The organism is Arthrobacter sp. BC5 (assembly GCF_056680255.1).
This window is the reverse complement of sequence record NZ_JBWXPX010000002.1, coordinates 102,514-120,409: the sequence shown is the minus strand read 5'-3', so window position 1 is coordinate 120,409 and position 17,896 is coordinate 102,514. Positions and strand designations below refer to the sequence as shown.

Annotated in this window: 17 protein-coding genes and 1 pseudogene; 9 read left to right on the top strand and 9 right to left on the bottom strand. The window is 64.1% G+C overall.

What is annotated here, in order from left to right; translation table 11 throughout:
* Window position 1: 1 nt before the first annotated feature.
* From AC1MFI_RS18130 to AC1MFI_RS18115, 4 genes are read right to left on the bottom strand one after another with little or no spacing between them, the layout of a single operon-like run.
* Window positions 2-1,399 carry a MinD/ParA family ATP-binding protein gene (locus tag AC1MFI_RS18130; protein WP_479821118.1) on the bottom strand — a complete coding sequence of 466 codons (1,398 nt, stop codon included), beginning with the start codon at window positions 1,397-1,399 and terminating at the stop codon, window positions 2-4.
* Entirely contained in the window at window positions 1,399-2,994 is a 1,596-nt protein-coding gene (locus tag AC1MFI_RS18125) for a hypothetical protein (protein WP_479821117.1), read from the bottom strand. The genes AC1MFI_RS18130 and AC1MFI_RS18125 overlap by 1 nt, the downstream gene beginning before the upstream one ends.
* Window positions 2,991-3,647: a hypothetical protein gene (locus tag AC1MFI_RS18120; RefSeq protein WP_479821116.1), complete on the bottom strand. Its 657-nt coding sequence runs from the start codon at window positions 3,645-3,647 to the stop codon at window positions 2,991-2,993. Before AC1MFI_RS18120 ends, AC1MFI_RS18125 begins: the two co-directional genes overlap by 4 nt.
* Complete coding sequence (locus AC1MFI_RS18115; protein ID WP_479821115.1) at window positions 3,644-4,762, bottom strand: transglycosylase SLT domain-containing protein; 1,119 nt, start codon at window positions 4,760-4,762, stop codon at window positions 3,644-3,646. Before AC1MFI_RS18115 ends, AC1MFI_RS18120 begins: the two co-directional genes overlap by 4 nt.
* A gap of 173 nt (window positions 4,763-4,935) precedes the next feature.
* Here AC1MFI_RS18115 and AC1MFI_RS18110 point away from each other — a divergent pair, with 173 nt between their 5' ends.
* The 5 genes from AC1MFI_RS18110 to AC1MFI_RS18090 all read left to right on the top strand — a co-directional run bounded on the left by AC1MFI_RS18110 (window position 4,936) and on the right by AC1MFI_RS18090 (window position 9,341).
* On the top strand, window positions 4,936-5,664 hold the full coding sequence (locus tag AC1MFI_RS18110; RefSeq protein WP_479821114.1) for a hypothetical protein: 729 nt from the start codon (window positions 4,936-4,938) through the stop codon (window positions 5,662-5,664).
* 68 nt (window positions 5,665-5,732) lie between these two features.
* Window positions 5,733-6,431 carry a hypothetical protein gene (locus AC1MFI_RS18105; protein WP_479821113.1) on the top strand — a complete coding sequence of 233 codons (699 nt, stop codon included), beginning with the start codon at window positions 5,733-5,735 and terminating at the stop codon, window positions 6,429-6,431.
* Between the two features lie 10 nt (window positions 6,432-6,441).
* On the top strand, window positions 6,442-6,750 hold the full coding sequence (locus tag AC1MFI_RS18100) for a hypothetical protein (protein WP_479821112.1): 309 nt from the start codon (window positions 6,442-6,444) through the stop codon (window positions 6,748-6,750).
* A 334-nt stretch (window positions 6,751-7,084) separates the two neighbouring features.
* Window positions 7,085-7,324, top strand: coding sequence for a hypothetical protein (locus tag AC1MFI_RS18095; protein WP_479821111.1), 240 nt, complete (start codon window positions 7,085-7,087; stop codon window positions 7,322-7,324).
* Window positions 7,325-7,520: 196 nt separating this feature from the next.
* Window positions 7,521-9,341 (top strand): MarR family transcriptional regulator, encoded by a 1,821-nt coding sequence (locus tag AC1MFI_RS18090; RefSeq protein ID WP_479821110.1) that lies wholly within the window; start codon window positions 7,521-7,523, stop codon window positions 9,339-9,341.
* Window positions 9,342-9,432: 91 nt separating this feature from the next.
* Here the strand turns inward: AC1MFI_RS18090 and AC1MFI_RS18085 are convergent, their stop codons facing one another.
* Together AC1MFI_RS18085 and AC1MFI_RS18080 are read right to left on the bottom strand one after the other, a co-directional pair.
* On the bottom strand, window positions 9,433-10,020 hold the full coding sequence (locus AC1MFI_RS18085; RefSeq protein WP_479821109.1) for a hypothetical protein: 588 nt from the start codon (window positions 10,018-10,020) through the stop codon (window positions 9,433-9,435).
* A 3-nt stretch (window positions 10,021-10,023) separates the two neighbouring features.
* Window positions 10,024-10,683 (bottom strand): ParA family protein, encoded by a 660-nt coding sequence (locus tag AC1MFI_RS18080; RefSeq protein ID WP_459279112.1) that lies wholly within the window; start codon window positions 10,681-10,683, stop codon window positions 10,024-10,026.
* 2,065 nt (window positions 10,684-12,748) lie between these two features.
* Between AC1MFI_RS18080 and AC1MFI_RS18075 the strand changes: the two genes are divergently transcribed.
* Window positions 12,749-13,420, top strand: a complete 672-nt coding sequence (locus AC1MFI_RS18075) for a helicase associated domain-containing protein (RefSeq protein ID WP_479821108.1) — start codon at window positions 12,749-12,751, stop codon at window positions 13,418-13,420.
* Between the two features lie 54 nt (window positions 13,421-13,474).
* Here AC1MFI_RS18075 and AC1MFI_RS18070 read toward each other — a convergent pair whose 3' ends face one another.
* Window positions 13,475-14,413 (bottom strand): DNA/RNA non-specific endonuclease, encoded by a 939-nt coding sequence (locus tag AC1MFI_RS18070; protein WP_479821107.1) that lies wholly within the window; start codon window positions 14,411-14,413, stop codon window positions 13,475-13,477.
* Between the two features lie 659 nt (window positions 14,414-15,072).
* Here AC1MFI_RS18070 and AC1MFI_RS18065 point away from each other — a divergent pair.
* Together AC1MFI_RS18065 and AC1MFI_RS18060 are read left to right on the top strand one after the other, a co-directional pair.
* Window positions 15,073-15,240, top strand: coding sequence for a hypothetical protein (locus AC1MFI_RS18065; RefSeq protein WP_479821106.1), 168 nt, complete (start codon window positions 15,073-15,075; stop codon window positions 15,238-15,240).
* Between the two features lie 49 nt (window positions 15,241-15,289).
* A complete protein-coding gene (locus AC1MFI_RS18060; protein ID WP_479821105.1) occupies window positions 15,290-15,613 on the top strand; it encodes a hypothetical protein in 324 nt (107 codons plus the stop codon).
* 312 nt (window positions 15,614-15,925) lie between these two features.
* On the opposite strand, the gene AC1MFI_RS18055 is transcribed toward AC1MFI_RS18060, so the two are convergent.
* Together AC1MFI_RS18055 and AC1MFI_RS18050 are read right to left on the bottom strand one after the other, a co-directional pair.
* Window positions 15,926-16,135: a hypothetical protein gene (locus tag AC1MFI_RS18055; RefSeq protein ID WP_479821104.1), complete on the bottom strand. Its 210-nt coding sequence runs from the start codon at window positions 16,133-16,135 to the stop codon at window positions 15,926-15,928.
* A gap of 36 nt (window positions 16,136-16,171) precedes the next feature.
* On the bottom strand, window positions 16,172-16,516 hold the full coding sequence (locus AC1MFI_RS18050; protein WP_479821102.1) for a histone-like nucleoid-structuring protein Lsr2: 345 nt from the start codon (window positions 16,514-16,516) through the stop codon (window positions 16,172-16,174).
* Between the two features lie 176 nt (window positions 16,517-16,692).
* Between AC1MFI_RS18050 and AC1MFI_RS18045 the strand changes: the two are divergent.
* Window positions 16,693-17,857: pseudogene (locus AC1MFI_RS18045) on the top strand (IS3 family transposase).
* Window positions 17,858-17,896 lie beyond the last annotated feature (39 nt).

Here is a 17,896-nt window from a genome sequence, read left to right as displayed (position 1 = left end):
GTCACAGTCCCTCCGCGATCTGCGCTGCTGCCCGGAGCCAGGCGCGGCGGGTCTGCGGGAGCATCGAGGAGAACCGGATCCTGCCCTCGATCAGCGACGGATCGTAGGGCACAGTGACGACCGACTTCACGAACGGGCGGAAGGACTCAGCGAGCTCGTTCAGCTTCGCCGGACCGTGGGACGGGGTGCAGCCCAGGACGATCACCACGGCGCGGTCCGCCAGGGACTGCGCGTGCTCGTTACCCGCCCGCAGGGCGCTCAGGACCCGGGACGCGCCTTCGGCGGCGTCGTCGACGGACTTGACCGGGATCACGACCTGGTCGGAGTGCCCGATCATCGCCTCCCAGTTGTCCCCGCGTTCGGTGTTGCCCGAGTCCATGAGGATCAGCCGGTAATACTTCGCGGCCACCGAGTAGAGACGGTGGACCTCGTCGCCGGTGACCTCGTGCCGCTTCTTCGCACCCGACCGGTCATCGGAGCGAAGTACGTCGTACTGGTCCGAGGGCTGGTGGTGGACGTAGGACGCCAGATCCCCGGCCCGGGCACCGGCGGTCATGAAGTAGTCGGTCTGCTCGAGGAGGTCGACGACCGTCGCCTCGTGGCCGGCGTCGAAGGTCCGCCAGCCCAGCGACCCGAGCGAGTTGTTGTTGTCCCATGCCAGGACACCGGAGCCACCGAGGCGGGCGAATACAGCGGACAGGCAGATCACCGTCGGCGTCTTACCTGCCCCGCCCTTGGGGTTCAGGACCGTGATCGTGCGGGGCCCGGCCCAGGGCTGAGAGACAGTCTTTTCATCCCGGCGCTGCTCCAGTTCCGCCGGCGAGGCCGCGAGCTTCAACCCGAACTGATTCAGTACACCACGGACCCCGACCTGTGCCGGTGAGTCGGCGTCCGGCCGGTCGACGAACGACGGCATTGCTGTCCGGCGGGTCGGCAACGGCTCCACGGCCGGCTCGACTACCCGTGAGGCCGTCGCTGCCGATGCGGTTGTCTTGGGGACTACCGAAGCCTCAACCGAAACGGGAGTGGGAGCGGCAACGGAAGCGGTAACGGGTGCTGCTTCCACTGTGGCCGCCGGTACGGTCGGTTCTTCTGGCGTGACCGGGGACCCTGCAGGCTCGGCTGCTGCGGCGGGCTGGACTGCCGCGTCTTCTGTCGGTTCAGTATCGGTGTCCTGCTCGATGACGGCGCCGTCGGTTTGTACGAGGATCGTGCGGGAGCCGGAGGGGTCCTCGATGTGCAGTTCGGTGGCGGTGCTCGTCTCGGCCGCGAGGTCGGTCGCGGTGTTCATGACGGAGCGGCGGGCTTCCATGACCGAGGGGTAGGGGGCGGTGGTTTTCTCGCCTCCCAGGTCGAGTTCGAGGGTGCCGGCCGGGTCGATGACAGCGGTCATTCTCATCAGGGGTTCTCCTTCGGGGGAACAGTCGAGGTGGGGCTCGCAGTAGAAGTAGGGGCAGAAGCCGAGTCAGAGGTGGGAGCTGAGGTGGTGGTGGGTGTTGCTGTGGGTCGGGGTGCGACCTGCGTGAGCGCATACAGCAGACCGGTGGAGGATCCTCCGGCCCGGGTGATTGCCTTGCCGTTGTCGGTGATGACGTCGGGGATCGCCGCGCGCGCTGCGTCGGTCGTGGTCTCGGTGACGCCCTGTGCGTTGATCCGCAGCTGCTCGGTGTTGGTGGTGATCCAGGCGTAGCCGGCGGAAAGCTTCCCTGCCCCGGGCAGGCGGTGGGCCTGCTTCTGGTCGACGTCGACCAGAAGGGTGCCGGCCATCAGCAGTCCGTTCTCCCGGTCCACCTGGATTCCGGAGGTGGCGACGTCGGTTCCTTCGACGTCGACGATGCCGACTTGCGTTGCCTCCGTGGCGTCGGTCGCGTCCCCGAGAGAGTAGAAGCCGATGGTGGTGGTGCCGTCGGTCTTCCAGGCTGCGATGACTGTTCCGTTCACGCATCCGAGGACCGTAACCAGTTCCGCCCCGGCCACTGGTGCAGGCAGCTTCGCCGGGGCGGGTAGGGCTGCCGAGTCCTGCGTGACACGCCAGATCCTGCCCGAACGCGAATCAGCTGCCACCAGGTCATCGCCGAGGGCTTCGATGGGTTCCGCGGCCGCCGGGACCACCCGCGCCGCGGTGCTGCCGTCAGCTGCGACAATCAGGGTCCGCTTGTTCGGCAGGTCCACCCGAGGTGCCGTACCGCCGTCCAGGACGATCGTTCCGTCCTTGGGGACGTCGACGCGGATGGGGTCCGCTCCGTCGCCGAACAGCACGAGTTCCCGGGCGGCGGCCGCCGCGACCCGGGATTGCCCGTCGAGGGTGAACACCGCCAGCTGCTCGACCGTGAACGGCGCTGTGCGCGTCCACCGTTCCACGCCCGTCCGGGGGTCATGGCCGATCAGCTTCGAGCCGTCCACGCTCACCGGCTGCCCCGAGGGATCCAGGATCGCCTTCACGGTCGAGCCGGTCATCGGCGTCGTCCAGTCACCGTAGGTGTCCCACCCGGCAGGAGCCGGGACCGGCAGCTGCGCCGGAGGCGGTGTGTAGATCGTCGCGACCGGCTCGGCCGTGTTGTCCTGCAGCGTGTAGAAGGCACTGAAACCGACCGTGACCGCCAGGACGCCCGCGCTCCCCCACAGCACAGCCTTCCGGCGTGCAGGAGTACGACGGCGTGCAGCCTTCGACCCAGTACGGGCTGAACCCGAACCGCGGCCAGCACCGGTGCCGCCGGTAGTGCCGGTGGTGGTGTCTTCACGTTCCTCGAGGGTGCCCAGCTCGGCGTCGACGACCATTTCGTAGACCTCGCCGTCCTCGGTGAGTCCCTGCACCCGGCAAGCGGTCAGGCCCAGACGCCGACATGCTTCCGCTGCCGCATCGGCTGCCACGTCAGCTGCAGATGCCTCGTCGAGCACCGGGTAGGTCAGGACGTCACCGTTGGCGTCCGCGACGATCTCGCCCTCACCGATGGTGAGGCGGATGATCGGCCAGGAATGAACTGCCGGAGTCACTTGCCCTCCCCCGTCCTCGAGCCGGGCATCGCAGCGGTCATGTCGCGGGTCTGATGCCCGACGACGTCCCACCGGCCGTCCACCTTCTCGAGGTAGAGAGTCATCTGCCGCTGGCCGGTGCCCTCGAGCTGTGTCTCGTCCCGCGCAACCCACCGCCAGGTCACGTCAAGGACTCGGATCGCCTTGTCCGGGGCGACGTCCTGCGCGGCGTCACCGATCGCCGGAACCGCCCGGGGAACGCTGTAGGCGCGGTGTTCGGCTGGTTCCAGCCAGTCACCGTTGCTCGCGTTCCGCTCGGGTTCGATCTGGTTCGCCGCCCATGCCTCGCTCATCAGCGGCTTCGCGCGGACCGCGGCCGCTGTCTCCGTGCGGTCCACCGTCGTGTCCCAGGAGTGCAGGATCAGGGCAGCGACCCGGGCGGTCGACTCGACGTCGGAACGGTCAGCATCGTGAGGGGATGCGAACGTATCGCCACCCAGAACCTCCTCGGCGGCAGCGGAGGTGGAGGAGCCTTCGGAGATGGTCGTCGGCGCGGAGATAGGCGCGACGTCGTCCTCAGCTGCCGGAGCGTCAACGCCGCAGCTGGTCAGGGCGACCATCGAGACCGCGAGAGCTGCTGTGCGGTACAGGTGTGTGCGTGAGCGGTGGGTCATTGCACCCACGCTCCTTTCTCTTTCAGGATTGGCTCCGGGTCGAGGTTCCAGCCCTGGTACGGGTAGACGACCTCCGGTGCTTCCGGCTTGTAAATCTCGAAGTGCAGGTGTGTGGCGACCAGCCCGAGGCCGGCCTTATGGCCCTCGGTTCCGACGACGTCGCCGCGCTTCAACCTGTCCCCCACGGCCACGCTGTAGGCGTTGAGGTGGCAGAACGCGAACCCGAAATCGGGATCGTCGCCGTCCTCCTTGGCGATCACGCAGCCGTCTTTGTCGTTGAAGCCCGTGATGCGCAGGTCAGTTGGTGCGATGACCGGTCTGCCGTTACCGGTGCCGGCGCCCGGGGTTGAGAGGTCAACCCCGACGTGGTCCTGTGCCCAGGCGGGCAGGTTCGGTATGTTGCGGTGGCCGTAGCCGGACGTGAAGACGCCGCCCGGGAGCGGGTTGGTCCATTGGCCATCGCCGAGGTCGCCGTCCCATGCGACGGTGCCCGCCGGAGCGGTGCAGTCGGCTGAGAACTCGCCCTGCCCGGCGGAGAGGATCTTCTCGACGTACTGCTGGGTTTCCGTGAACGCCGGGATGCCTTTGGCTGCCTGCACAGCACCCGGGCCGGCGTTGTAGGCGGCGAGGGTCAGGCGCACCAGTAGGTCGGCGTCGTCGCCGGCCAGCGGCTGCACCTGCCCTTTCAGGGCCGCCATGTAGCGGCCGTAGGCAGGGATAGCATCCTCAGCCGAGAACGGGTCCCCGCCCTCCCCGTACGAGGTCCACGTGCCGGGCATGAACTGAGCGACACCCTGAGCCCCTGCAGGACTCCGAGCGCCTTCATTCCAGCCCGATTCCTGCTTCAACTGCGCCGCCACCACACTCACCGGCAGGCCCGCAGTCTTCGCGGCAGCGTCGACCAGGTCGCCCCAACCGTTCGGGATCGCCGGCGTCGAAGTGATGTCACCGGCCGTCTCACCGATTGCCGAGACGACGCACGCAGCGGGCTTCTCCTCGGTCTGCGTGAGGATCGCAGCTCCCGCGACACCCACAACGGGCAGGCCAGCCAGCAGAGGTACAAGGAGTGCCAGGGCCAGCAGCGGTGACGCTCCACGCTTCTCGTCCTCGTCCACTGCTACCTCCCAGCGGCGTGAGGGCACAGACTGGTTAGGGTATGCCCGGTAAAATTTGAGACGTAAAGAAGAGGGATGGAACCAATTCCTCATTTCGTAGCATAGCTTAGATTTTGACATCCTCGCTACATGAGCGTGCCGTACCCATCTAGTGCTCTCTTGAAGGAGGTGCCGTGGCTGTTTCTGGTTCTGACTTCAAGCAATGGCTCGAACGACGCGGCATCACCACATCAGCGAGCGAGTTGGGCCGCCTGACCGGACTGCATCGAGTCACCGTCGGCAACCAGATCCGGCGAGGCAGCGTCCCCGAGACGACCGTCGTCGGCGTGGCCCGAGGCATCGGTATCGACCCAATCGCAGCATTGGCGGACTTCAAGGACTACGAAGACCTCGACAGCCGGCCCCGCACACCAACGGCCGCGGAAGTCCTCAGCCAGGTCCACCACGCCGACCTCATGGTCGAGCTACAGCACCGCTTCCACGAAGACCTGTTCCCCCGAAACGACAAAGTCAAAATCGACTTCCCCCACGACGGCTCCCATCGCGCGTGGATCGACGCCATCGACACCGGCGACGTCCGGCACGACGTGGCCGAGAAGACGGGAACGGCGATCACCTACCTGTTCAGCCAGCTCTCCGACAACAAGCTCACCCCCATCCAGGCAGTCACCGCTGCCCGGGTCAGCGGGACGTCGCTGGTCGCGGGGCTTGTCGTCGTCGGACTCATCACCATGAAAGAGGGCGACTGGCCCGAGGACGTTCGGGAGACGGCCCTGATGGTGATAAAAAACGAGGACCTGGTCGAACTCATCCAACAACGGCTCAACCTCCTCCAGCGCCGCCTCAGGCAGCGCAAGGAAGCCCTCGAATACGCGGAGAAACTTACGGACCTGATCGGATGAACGACAGCATCTACGCCATTTCAGTCAGCTTCATGCTGATCTTCCTCGGTGGACTAACGCTCCACCGCATGACCTCCAGGCACACACCCGAAGGGGCGCGAGCACTGCTGCGACCCAGCGGCCGGCTGGCCCTCATGGGGATCCTACTCACCGCGGCCTACGTCTTCTCCATGCCCGGTGTCTACCAGTTCATGGAAGCCATCGTGCCTATCTCCAACGGCACCGACTTCATCGCCAAATGCTGCGCTATGACAGCTGTAGCGGTCCTCGGCCCTCACCTCGCCATCGCCTACGGCTCAGAGACGGCCACCAACTGGATCATTGGAAAGCGCGGCGCCCTGGCGGGTGTGATTGCGGCGTCCGCGGTGCTCATCACACTGATCGCGGCGGACACCCCCGAGGCATCACCCCGCTTAGAGATATACCAAGAGCAGCCCGCGGTGGAAGTGAACGAATGGATTGTCCTCGCCTACACCGCCTACGTGCTGGGGCCCCTCCTGCCACCGGTCTTCCGCGACAGCCGCAGGAACCCTTTGCGCTTCGGACGCCTGGCCTCGAGGCTGATCTTCGTCGGCTTCGCCCTCTCCATCGCACGCGCCATCACCTACCCGCTGGAACTACAGGCGGGGGCCGAAGCGTTCTACATCTTCGAGCTGGTCACACACGTATCGACAGCCTGCGTCGTCCTCGGACTGTGGGCCTTCGCCTACGCCAAGACACGCCAGCTGGCACGCAAGACCTTCGACACCGGCCTGTCGATCAAATAAGGAGTGGAACGTGAGTCAGACACCACCAGAGGCAAAGCAGGCTGTAGAGCGGATCCTGACCAAGGCGAACCCGGAGAACGAGGCCGCCTACGCCGTCATCTTCCGCGCCGTCAGAATCTGCATCGAAGCCGGAATGAACCGCCGACAGACGGCCCGCTACCTCGGCGTCTCCGCCCGCCGCATCGACAAGCACGGCCAATACTTCCGCACCGCGAAGTCAGTCAGGACCATGTTCGGAGAAGCCTTCCGCTCCAGATCGATCGACGTCCCAGCAGAAGACGCCAAGGCGAAGCTGATCCAGTGGGCATGGAAGAGCTGATTGCGCTCTAATTGCGATGGATTGAAGGACTGTGCCATATTGGTACAGTCCTTCAATCGTTAGGAGGCCAGATGCAGCCTACCGGCAGAAAGGAGAGTGTGTGCCAAGACACGGCCACTCACGACTCGCCCCCGCAGGGCGACCGCAAAACGACACAAAAACAGTTTTGCCGTAATGCTTCGTGGTCGCTGCCCGTGGTGTTAGGTTCGGAGTGTCCGGAAAGAAAACTGTTTTCGCTCACGCGAGAATTGAGACCGCAAGGTCGCTGGACATCTGGAACTGATCACGAAGCGAAGGCCTCTGGGGCCAGCAGATTCAAAGGACAGTGGTAATCATGGCTGTGACAGCAGACGGTCGAGTTGGACCTGGCCGCAGGCACAAGGGTGACCGCAAGCTCATTGGCTTTCGCTTGGCGACGGAGAAGGCCAACACGGTGCGGGAGATTGCATCCGCTGAGGGCTTTGAGCACGTCAGCGACTGGGTAGCCTCCGTTGTCGAAGATCGCATCCAGCACACCGACCTCACCAAGACCAACCAGCAGGAGGCTCTGCCTATCGGCCGCCTCGCCTCTTAACGAAGAGAAGGCCCGCCGTAGGCGGGCCTTCGAAGACTTCGACTCACAACCTGTGTTTGCTTGCCGGCTGATCAGGAAGTAAGTCCAACAAACGTCTTTTCCCTTGGGAGGAGCGGACCTCTGTCATTCCTTCAGGAGGAATACCATCACTTTACCCCAGCATGGCTGGGCCTTGCCAGACTTACAGAGTTCGGGCGTGTCGCTTGTCAAAGACGAGCCCTCGGTCGTATGGGCTGCACTAGCACCCCTCCTGGCAGGTCAGCCCCGTGTGAGGCTGTCGCGAGACGCCGGTAGAAGCTACCCGCAGAAGTTCGAGCGGGATCTCACCGATGCCCTGCCGACCGTGCCCGCAGCTGTCCGCGTCTTCGGCAAGGATGGCTCCTGCCGCGCGCTCTTCTTCGACTTCGACGCCTCCAAGGGAGGCCTGGCTCAGGTCACAGCTGACGTCCGGGCCCTGCAGGAGTGGCTGCACCGCCTCGGCGCCCGCTGGATCGAGGACTTCTCCCCGAATGGCGGACGCCACGTCTATGTGCCGCTGGCCGACCCGGCGACCTTCACCGATGCCCGGGAGCTCGTTGAGGCGCTGGGCAACAGGCTTCCGAGCCTCGACAGGACGCCCCACCAAAACCTCCTCCACGGGTGCATGCGCGTGCCCGGGAGCCGGCACAAGACAGGCGGCCACCAGCAACTCGCCATGAGCCTGTCGATGGCCTACGACGTCGCACGCCGGCCCAACGCCTCGACCGTCTGGGCAGCGATGCGCCGTGACCTCCGGGACGAGATCCAGGCTGCCCGGGCCCTCCGCCTCGAAGCGGTGGCCCCCGTACTCGAAACGTCGACAGTGGACACGATGGACGTCTCTTCGGCTCCCCGGATGTCCCAAGCCATGCAGAGCATCGCGCGCACAGGGCTGTACGACGCCAACCGCTATGGCAGCAACTCCGAGGCCCGCCAGGCAGTCATCACGGGAGCTGCTGCTGCCGGACTGGACGCCACCGACATCTACCGCCGCATGACCCAGGGGATCTGGCCCGGCCTTGCATCCTTCTACGCCCGCTACAGCTCGGGCAACAGAGTCCAGGCACTTCAGCGCGACCTCGCTGCTTCACATCGGCACCTCAAATCGAAGGCCACGCACACCGCAAGGCAAAGCAATGACCATAAAAACCCCACTAGCCAGCCACATACACAGCGGCCTGTACTACACCGCGGTAATTCCACGCTCATCGATTTCGCTGCCGAGCATCGATTCATCAGAACTTGGCGAAACGCCGCATCGCTGGTTGAGCAGACCATGGGTTTCTCAAGGGCTGACCTCGCACGAAGGATGGTGCTCAGGGCATTGGGAGCCGCGGCACATATGACCGGGGGATCAGTCGTTGAGTTCGGGGTTCGATCATTGGCTGTCGCGACAGGGCTCGATCACACCACTGTGGCCGGTCATCTGCGCGCGCTTCGATCGGCCGCCAACCCCCTTATCGCCCTGCTCGAGAGGGCGAAGGGGACGCGGGGAGATCAGTACGAGCTCACCATCCCGGATCCGCTCAAAGACAGTGCCGGGGACTTGGCCTGGAAGAAGGGCAAGCTGCACGCCCTCCGGCCTGCCTTCAGGGAGCTCGGCTTCCCTGCCGCGTTCGTGTACGAGGCGCTGGAGACATCGGTTACTCCCCTATCGACGGCTGAGCTCGTCCGCATCACGAGGCTTTCCCGCACCACGGTCAGCGAGTCCCTCGAGATTCTCGCAGCGTGGAACCTCGCGACTCGTGGCTGTGCAGGATGGACCATGGAGGCTTCCACCAGCCTGTCCACGATCGCTGAGTGCCTGGGCGTGCTGGAGGACGTCGCAGCACAGGTGAAGCTCTACAGGGCGCAGCGCGCAGTCTGGCGGGAATGGCTCGCTGGGCGTGCTCCGGATGCGCTGTTCCCCTCCCCCGATGATGACTACCCGTGGGAGGCGTACGAGGGACCGCCCGACGACCTATCCCTTGCGGACTTGGCGTTCAGGCCAGCGGGCTAATGCCGAAATTACAGAGTTTGGAAGGTGCGAGGTGTCAGGCGCGGGAGTGGGGTCCGAGCTTCGGAAGTTCGGTACTCCGTAGTTCTGTAGGTCAATAGCGCGGGTCGAGGCCACAAGAAGCGCGGATCTCGTTCTCCGTCACTCCCCCGAGCTCGTCCTGGTGCTGCAACAGCAGGTCGATGGCGGTACGAATCAGGGTGTTGTCCGTGATGCGTTCCGGGCCCTTCTTCCCCTTGTTGATCTTCATGCGGAGCGTCGTCAGAGCCAGCACCTGGTCCCCGTAGACACGGACCTCCTTGCGGTCCATTTCCTCCCACGACGGCTTTTTCGCGGCTTTGGGCTCCGCCGCTGTCGCCCGCTCCCCCGCAGCCTTCTCGGGCTGCGGAGCCGCCTGCTTGGGCGCCGCCGGAACAGGCTCCTGCTGAGCGCGAGGAGCTGGCCCCGGGGCGGGCTCAACGGGCTCGGGAACCGCCTGGGCCGCCGGCCGGGCTGCTGATGGCTCCTGGACCGCCGTAGCGACTGCTGACGACGGCCCGGCCGCCGCGGCTATGGGCAGAGTGGGCCCCACTTCCCTACCCGTGCTGCGATGTGCCTCGTCCTGCTGGTCGCGCTGCATGGCGGCAAGCATTTCCTGGCTGCCCTGGTTCAGCAGCCCCTTCAACCCCTTCTTGACCGCCATGATTTACCTCGTCTCCTGGTTGGCCCAGATGCTCAAGAGCTCCCGGGCAACGTCCTTGTAGTCCGCGCCGGCCTTTTCGGCCGCCCGCGTCTTGTCATAAGTGGTCACGACCTGACCGGTAAGCGGCGCACGCTCGTGCACCTTGTAGGACCGCACATACGACTTGCAGACCTTCAGGCCGGCGTCGCGCAGCTCGTCCTGGGCGTCCGTGGCATCGACCAGGGACCGCGAGTCGACCTTCGTAATGACGACCCGGTAGTCCACTCCCCCTGGCTCGACAATGCTCTTGAACGTGTTGACCAGAGGCAACATGGCCAGTGCCGTTGGCTCGGTCGGCAGGATCACGAAGTCCGAATTGGCCACGACGGCCTTCAGGACTGCCATGTTCTCCAGGTTTCCGGGAGTGTCGACGAAGATCGTGTCGTAATCCGCACCGCGTAGCTGAGCGAGGACCTCCACGTCCGTCTCCGCGACGACGTCGAAAGGCAGCCGGCGGTCATCAGGAAGTTCTTCCGCCGTGGTCGCCCACGAGGTGACGGACAGCTGCGGATCAACGTCCACGACGAGCACGCGTGAGTGCTCGGCGACCACCGACGCCAGGTTCATGACGGTCGTGGACTTACCGGCGCCGCCCTTTTGGTTGATGACAGAGACAACTCTCATGTCGCACGGATCCTTCGCTGCAATGACAAATGGCCCGGCTGCAGTAGGAATCTGCGTGCATTAGATGAAGCGGCCACAGGGCCACCCAAGGTACGGAACTTACAGAGTTCCATCTGTCAGCCGGCAAGCTAACGGACCCAACTTACCAGTGGACTCCTCCCCCATCCCGGAAGAACCGCCGGTGAGTTCCGACGTACCGGAGTCTGTAGGTTCGTACTTACGGAAGTCCGGAGTACCGAATTTGGGAACTACGGGAGTTCCGAACGTCCGAGGTCGTAGCGAGATCCTACGCGCACATGAGCCACAACCGTCAGCCCGAACTTCCGAAGTTCGGAAAGTCGGTACTTCGGCAGGTCGGTACTTCGGCTGGACCGGGCGCTGCACCATCAGGCTCCCGGGCTTCGAAGGCTGGCGGCCAAGTGTCGCGGTAAGGGCGGAAGCACTGCCGAAGTTCCGGAGTTACTGAGTCCGGAGTCTCGGAAGGACGGGCTTGGTCGACTCGTGGGTGGCTGACTGGCGAGGTGCGGAAGCTTGGACAGCTGAGCTGTGGGTGGCCTCACCACTGCCGAACTTCCGGACTCCGGAACGACCGGACTCCGGCGGGGCAGGCTCCGATGGTCGCATACTTCCGAAGTCTGGGGCTCTCTACCGATACTTGCTCGAGTGTCGAACCGCCAGACTTCGGAAGTTCGAAAGATCCGAAGCGTGGGCACGCCTGGCCTTGGTGGTGATGATTTGCTGAGCGCTGGTGTTTCGCTCGATCGGGTCTATTGTTGCCCGTGCTACCGAACTCCGGAAGTCCGAGAGTCCGGAAGGACCAAGACTCGGAACTTTCCGATTCAGGTGTTCACTGATTGCCAAGTTGAGGTCCGGGGCGGTTGCAGGTGCACATTGCCGAACTCCCGACGTTCGGAAGCACCGATCGCCGGGACATCCTGACCCTGGTGGTTACGAACGGCCGAGGGCTGGTGTCTCGTGCCGGTACAGGGTCGAGCCGCAGGTTCGGCCAAACTTCCGAAGTCCGGAAGACGCGGACCCCGAATCTCTCTGAGTCTGGAAGCTCCGAACTGCCGAGCTGCGGAAGGCTGCACGGAGACAAGAGTTGGACGTCAATACTGCCGAACTTCGGAAGTTCGTAAGGAACAAACCCCGGTGCTTCTTGACCTGGCTGACCCCAATGGGGGGGCCTGGAAGCTCGCCTCGGTGCAGACATCCGCGCCCGTACTGCCGGACTTCCGGAGTTTAGAAGACAATGGAGTCGGAGGTTACGAACTGCGGAAGTTCGGGAGCGCCTTCCAGTATCGTGCTGCCGGTGGCCGTCGGTAGTACCGAACTTCCGAGGTTCGGGAAGTGCGATGGTTCGGCTACCTCTGAGTAGATGGACCGGCCGCGTGGGGAGCGTTTGCTCGAAGCTGTGGGGGAGGGGCTGGAATGACTCGCTGTGGGCGGCCTGCGGGCGCTGCGACTTCGCAGTGGAGCGTCGGCGTGGCCATGCCGTGAGAGCGTGAGCCGGCGAAGTAGGGCAATCCCGGATACGAAGAAGCCCCGGCGGTGAGGCCGGGGTTTTGACGTGCTGGCGACTACAGGGCCGGTGAAGGCTCTGCCTCGAGCTGCTCGTCGATCATCGCGCGGATCTGCCGCAGGGTCTCTGGGGAGTGGTCTGGGTTGCCGCGTTTGGTGGTCCTGTGGTCGTGGGGGCGCATCCGCCCCGGAAGGCATTCGCGTCGGGATTCGGAGTTGTATAGGCGCTGCTGGTTAGGCTCGCACTCATGAGTCCTTGTAGCACCGGTGAGGCGACGGACCAGCTCAGCAGCTTTCTTGTCACCCGCGTTGACGAGGATAAGCAGCGAATAGTTGAGCCGGTCGGCGCAGACATATCGCTGGGGGAGGGGTTGTTCGTAGGCGGCGACGCCAAAGGGGTTCGGTTGTGAGCAGGCAGGGGGCAAGATCGTGGAGGGTTCGCTGACCGGGTTGTTCAACCTGCCCGCGGTTCTTTCGCGACACAATGCCGACTACCAACTGGGTGGGTCGAGCTGGGGCCATGAGGCCGATGAGGTTTGATGATTTGATCCTTGCCGTGGGGGAGTACCCGGCCGGAGCGTGTGAGAACAAGCAGGAATGGCTGTTCATATACTCCCGTGGCGTGTCACCGGCTGTGATTGCTGCGTGGTGCAGGGTTGATGTGCGCCGCGTCCACCGGGCGGTTGAAAAGCAGGCGGGCCTGCGTCCGGATTGGTTCGGGCAGTGCTGGATGATCCACGACCAGCCAGCACCGGGTAGGAACAAGGGTGAGTACCTGCGGAATCGGGAGCAGGTGTGGTGGGAGCGTTACAACGTCTTCGCCGCCTATGTGCGGGAGCACGGCGGGATGCCAGCCCAGAACGACAGCGATGAGGCGAAGATGCTGTACCGGTGGTTGGAAACCCAGCGCCGGCAACACCGCGCCGGCAGGCTCATTCAGGACAAGGTGGATGCCCTAGACAGGGTGGGGGAGTGGGCCGGTGTCCGGCGCGGCAACGCCGACGAGTTATGGGTGGTACGCCTGGAGGAGGTCCGGCAGTTCCGGGCTGATGCCGGCCGGTACCCGATCTATGACCCCGTGCGCCGCCCGGAGGAAAAGGTGCTGGCCATCTGGCTCGGCCGGCAGCGGACCTGGTCTCGAAAGGGAATTCTGCGCGCGGACCGATGGCAGCGCCTCGACAGTGTCCTGGCGGGCTGGAACACGACCACCGCCTGATGTCTATTGCTAGTGGACCGGGCACCGGGACCGAATGGTCCCCGTGCCGTGCTTTTAGTTGTTGGGGGCGAAGTCCAGGTCGAGGTCCTCGGGGCTGGTGAGTTCCCGCCAGGTCGAGGTGATCCTGGCCGTCGGTAGGGCGGAGGCGATGGGCATCCGGTCCACGGCGCTGAGTTGTGTGAGGTCGAGCCCTGTGAGGTCCCCGATGTCGCGGATGGGGACCTGGAAGGTGCGGAAAGGCCCCAGTGGGGGAGCATCATCACCACCGGTACCGCCACCAGGGTTGTCAGCTGTGTTCTCGTTGATGGCCCCGGGGTGGGGGATGTCGGGGAGGTCCTTGAGCTGTGGTGTCTGATCCACGATGTACCCGGTCGCGGCGAGGGACCCGTGGTTGAGGAACACGGCGACTTTGAAGAATCGCAAGGGGACGTCCACGCCCCGGTACACGGGATCACTCTCGCTGAAGACGGGCCCGGTGAACACGATCAGCCGCCGACCGTGGTCGGCGGCGTTGTCCAGTAGGTAGGTTTCCAAGCCGAGCCACAGCTCGAGGCCCTGGTTGAACTTCGCGGCCTGCGGGGCGGCGTTGGTGTAGTGGAAGGTGTCCTCGTTCGCCTGGGCTGCTTCGGCCGGGGTGTCGCCCCAGACAGCGGAGGCGCGGCGGACGAGGTGCCCGCGGTCAATATCGTTCCGCGCGTAGACCCTTTCCCCGGTCTGCTGGTCCTCGGCCAGGCGCGGGTCCAGGCGCCAATCAATCCCGGACCGGTCAAGATCCATCAGTTTCTGGCCGTCAATGCCGAGCGCGGTGATCGCGGCGAGGCGCTTATCCAGGCGCATCAGGACCGAAAAGTGCGTGTACGCCAGCAGCACGGTCTCGCCGCCATCCAGCGTTGGGATGGGAACGCGTCGGCCGAGGAACTGCTCGTCGAACCCCGCCCGATCGGACAGATCCTCGGGGCGGGCGGTGCGTAGTTCGGGCAGCAGCTCATTCATTCGGGCAAGCTATCAGTGCCAGGTGACATGTCAGTGAACGTGATCACGCTGATCTGTGTTTCTGTTTTTCCGTGGACACGCGTATCCGTGTACGTGTGGAGGCGTAGGCCGCTGTGTGCAGTGTCTGGCTAACGAGTGATGGTCTGTGTACTCCCTTGGCTTCAGCCCCGCGAGCCCGTCGGCTCCTCACCTGTGTGGGGAGGGGGCGGGCTCCGGCCGTGCTTGGTTTAATTGGATGCTTCCGCTCACGATGGGGGCACGCACGTCAAAGGAATGGGGTGGACATCGCAGATACGGGATCTCCCGCTGTCCGCTGCACCGGCCGCGGAGCCTGTGGACTGGTAGGACGTCATCAGGATCTACAAGAATGGCGAGCTCAACGAACTAGCCGGCGATTCCAAACCGCCGCCACCGTGCGGTGCTTCTGATGATGAATGAAGAAGGCCCCGGGGAGGCTACGTGAATGGGGGAAACACGTAGACGACCAGGGCCTTCACGGACAGTTGTACCGTGTGGGAGCACTTCCGGGACAGGCAGAAGGCGGAATATGACGATGCCGAGTTCGGTTCTGGCGCAATTACCTATGGGTGTGTCTGCCACGTGCAGGACGCCGTCCGGGGGTCGAGGAGGTGAGGTTCGCCGCCGGTAGGGTCGGGTGCATGCCTTTCGATCTGCCGCGCCGCTCTCACGTCTTCGTGGATGAGTCCAAGGCAGGCAGCTATTACATCGCGGCCGCGGTCATCTCACCGGCGGACGTCACCACGACGCGTTCGGCGATCAGGAGCCTTCGGTACAAGGGGAAGCTCAGCAATTCACTTCAACAGTGAAAGAGATGCGACGAGACGTGCGTTTCTCAAAGGCGCAGCCCTGACCGGTGTGAAGACCGTCGTGTATGTCGTCACGGGCCAACCCGACAAGATTGCCCGGCCTGCTTGTCTGGGAGCTCTGATTCAGGACCTGTGCGACGCCAAGGCAGAACGCCTCGTACTCGAGCAGGACGACTCCCTCGCAGTCGCGGACCGGCGGATCATTCACGCTGAACTGAAAGCCCGCGGAAACACGGACATGGAATACAGGCATATGCGCCGAACTGAGGAGCCCCTGCTCTGGGTAGGTGACGCCGTCGCCTGGTGCTTCCAGAAGGGTGGAACGTGGCGGGCCGAGGCGGAGCCTCTCATCGGCGAGGTGCGCCGGCTTTAAATGCGCGAGCCTGGCTCGTCATACCATCCGGAAGACTGCCAGGCTAACTTCGCGGGGCTAGTGCCCGTTGCGGTATCCACTGTACCGGGAGTTCCACATAGGGAACAAGAGATACTCCGGCAGCAAGATGCAGTCACCAAGGCTCACCCACAGGTGGACGGCTTTGAGCTCCACCCTTCGGGCTCCACCCGCCCACAGATGGATGACCGCTGGTACCGGCCGTTACGCCCCGCCTGGCGTTATACATCAGCCCGGCGATCACCGCGACGAGACCGACGCGAGGAAACCAAAGAGCGGCGCCGCCCTGCAGCATCAGCGACCAGTTCGGAGACCCGTAGTACAGGAGGTGGGGGTAATGATGGCCAGGGTGATGGCGTACTGGATGACGGCGGCGGGGAAGTAGCGGGTGTAGTAGATCCGCAGGGCTTCGCCCATGTCGTTGTCGCCGAAGCCGCGGGCGTACCGTTCGGCTTTCGCCCATCGCTCGTCCGCTTCCGAGGTCAGATCGTCTAGTCCCGCCACTGTCCCCGGCCAGTCGAATAACCGTTAGGTCAGGTTCTAGTGGGCTTGGTTGTAGGCGTCGATGATGGACTGGGTGATGCGTCCGCGGGAGCTGGGGTTGTGTCCGTTGTCTTGGGCCCACTGGCGGATCTTCTGGGTTTCTTCCCGCTTGGACTTACTCGGCGACGATGACGGTGAGCTCTGCCCGCCCTGTCCGCGCCGGCCAGTTTTCGCCTTCCGGGCCTTGTCGGCGTACTCGGACAGAGTTGAGCGGAGCTTTTCCGCGTTCTCCGTCGTCAGATCGATTTCGTACTCGGTGCCGTCGATACCGAAGCGCACGGTTTCGTCCGCTACTTCACCATTGAGATCGTCAACCAGTTCCACCTGAACGCGCTGCGCCATTGTCCTACTCCTGAAAATTGTGGGTGTGATTACTGATTCCCCTGTCACTAACTCTAGCGCGAATGACACTAAGCACGCTTCGCATCATCATTATCGCTATCGCTAGGGGGTGCTGAAGGTTTGGTTGACTTCTGATCTCTGAGGATTTGTACGTCCTTGGTGGAAGGATGAACACCATGTCTAAGCCCTACCCCGTCGAGTTCCGCCGTGATGTCGTGGCGGTCGCTCGGAAGCATGAGGCGCCGCTGGCTCAGATCGCGAAGGACTTCGGGATCAGCGAGGCGACGCTGCATAACTGGTTACGCAAGGCCGATGTCGAGGACGGAATCGCCGCCGGCACCACCGATGCCGAGGCCGCCGAGATTCGCACCCTGAAGAAGCGGATGCGCCTGCTCGAGCAGGAGAACGAGGTGCTGCGCCGAGCGGCGGCGTATCTGTCCCAGGCGAACCTGCCAAAAAATTGATGTACCCGCTGGTCCGTGAGTTGGCCGCCACCGATGCCCTGATCCGGGTGCCGGTGGCGGTGACCTGCCGGGTACTTGGCTTTTCAAAGCAGGCGTTCTACGCCTGGGAGAAGAACCCTGTCAGTGACCGCGTGTGGGACGAGGCGCACCTGATCAACGCCGCGGTCGATGCCCACCGCGATGACCCGGCCTTCGGCTACCGGTTCATTGCTGACGAGCTCACTGAGCAGGGCTTCACCGCGTCCGAGCGGCGCATCTGGCGGCTGTGCTCCCAGCAGCGGCTGTGGAGTGCCTTCGCCAAGAAGCGCGGCCTGAACCGCAAAGCCGGCCCGCCGGTGCACGATGACCGGGTTCAGCGCGACTTCACCGCAACAGCACCGAACCAGCTGTGGTTAACCGACATCACGGAGCACCGCACGAACGCCGGCAAGCTCTACCTGTGTGCGATCAAAGACGTCTACTCAACCGCATCGTGGGCTACTCCATCGACTCAAGGATGAAAGCGTCCCTTGCGGTCTCGGCGCTGCGGATGGCCATGGCGCGCCGTGATCCGGTCGGGACGATCGTCCATTCGGATCGAGGTAGCCAATTCCGGTCAAAGAAGTTCGTGCGGGCCTTGGCGAACAATGGTCTGGTCGGCTCGATGGGCAGGGTCGGCGCCTGCGGCGACAACGCCGCCATGGAGTCGTTCTTCTCCTTGCTCCAGAACAACGTCCTGGATACCCGCCGGTGGGTCACCCGCGAGGACCTCCGCCTCGCCATCGTGACCTGGATTGAGCGAACCTACCACCGCAGGCGACGCCAACGACGCCTCGGTAGACTCACCCCGATCGAATACGAGACGATCATGAAACCAGCCGTCGAACTCGCGGCCTAAACCCACGAGTCAACTGAACCTTCAGCACCCCCCTATCGG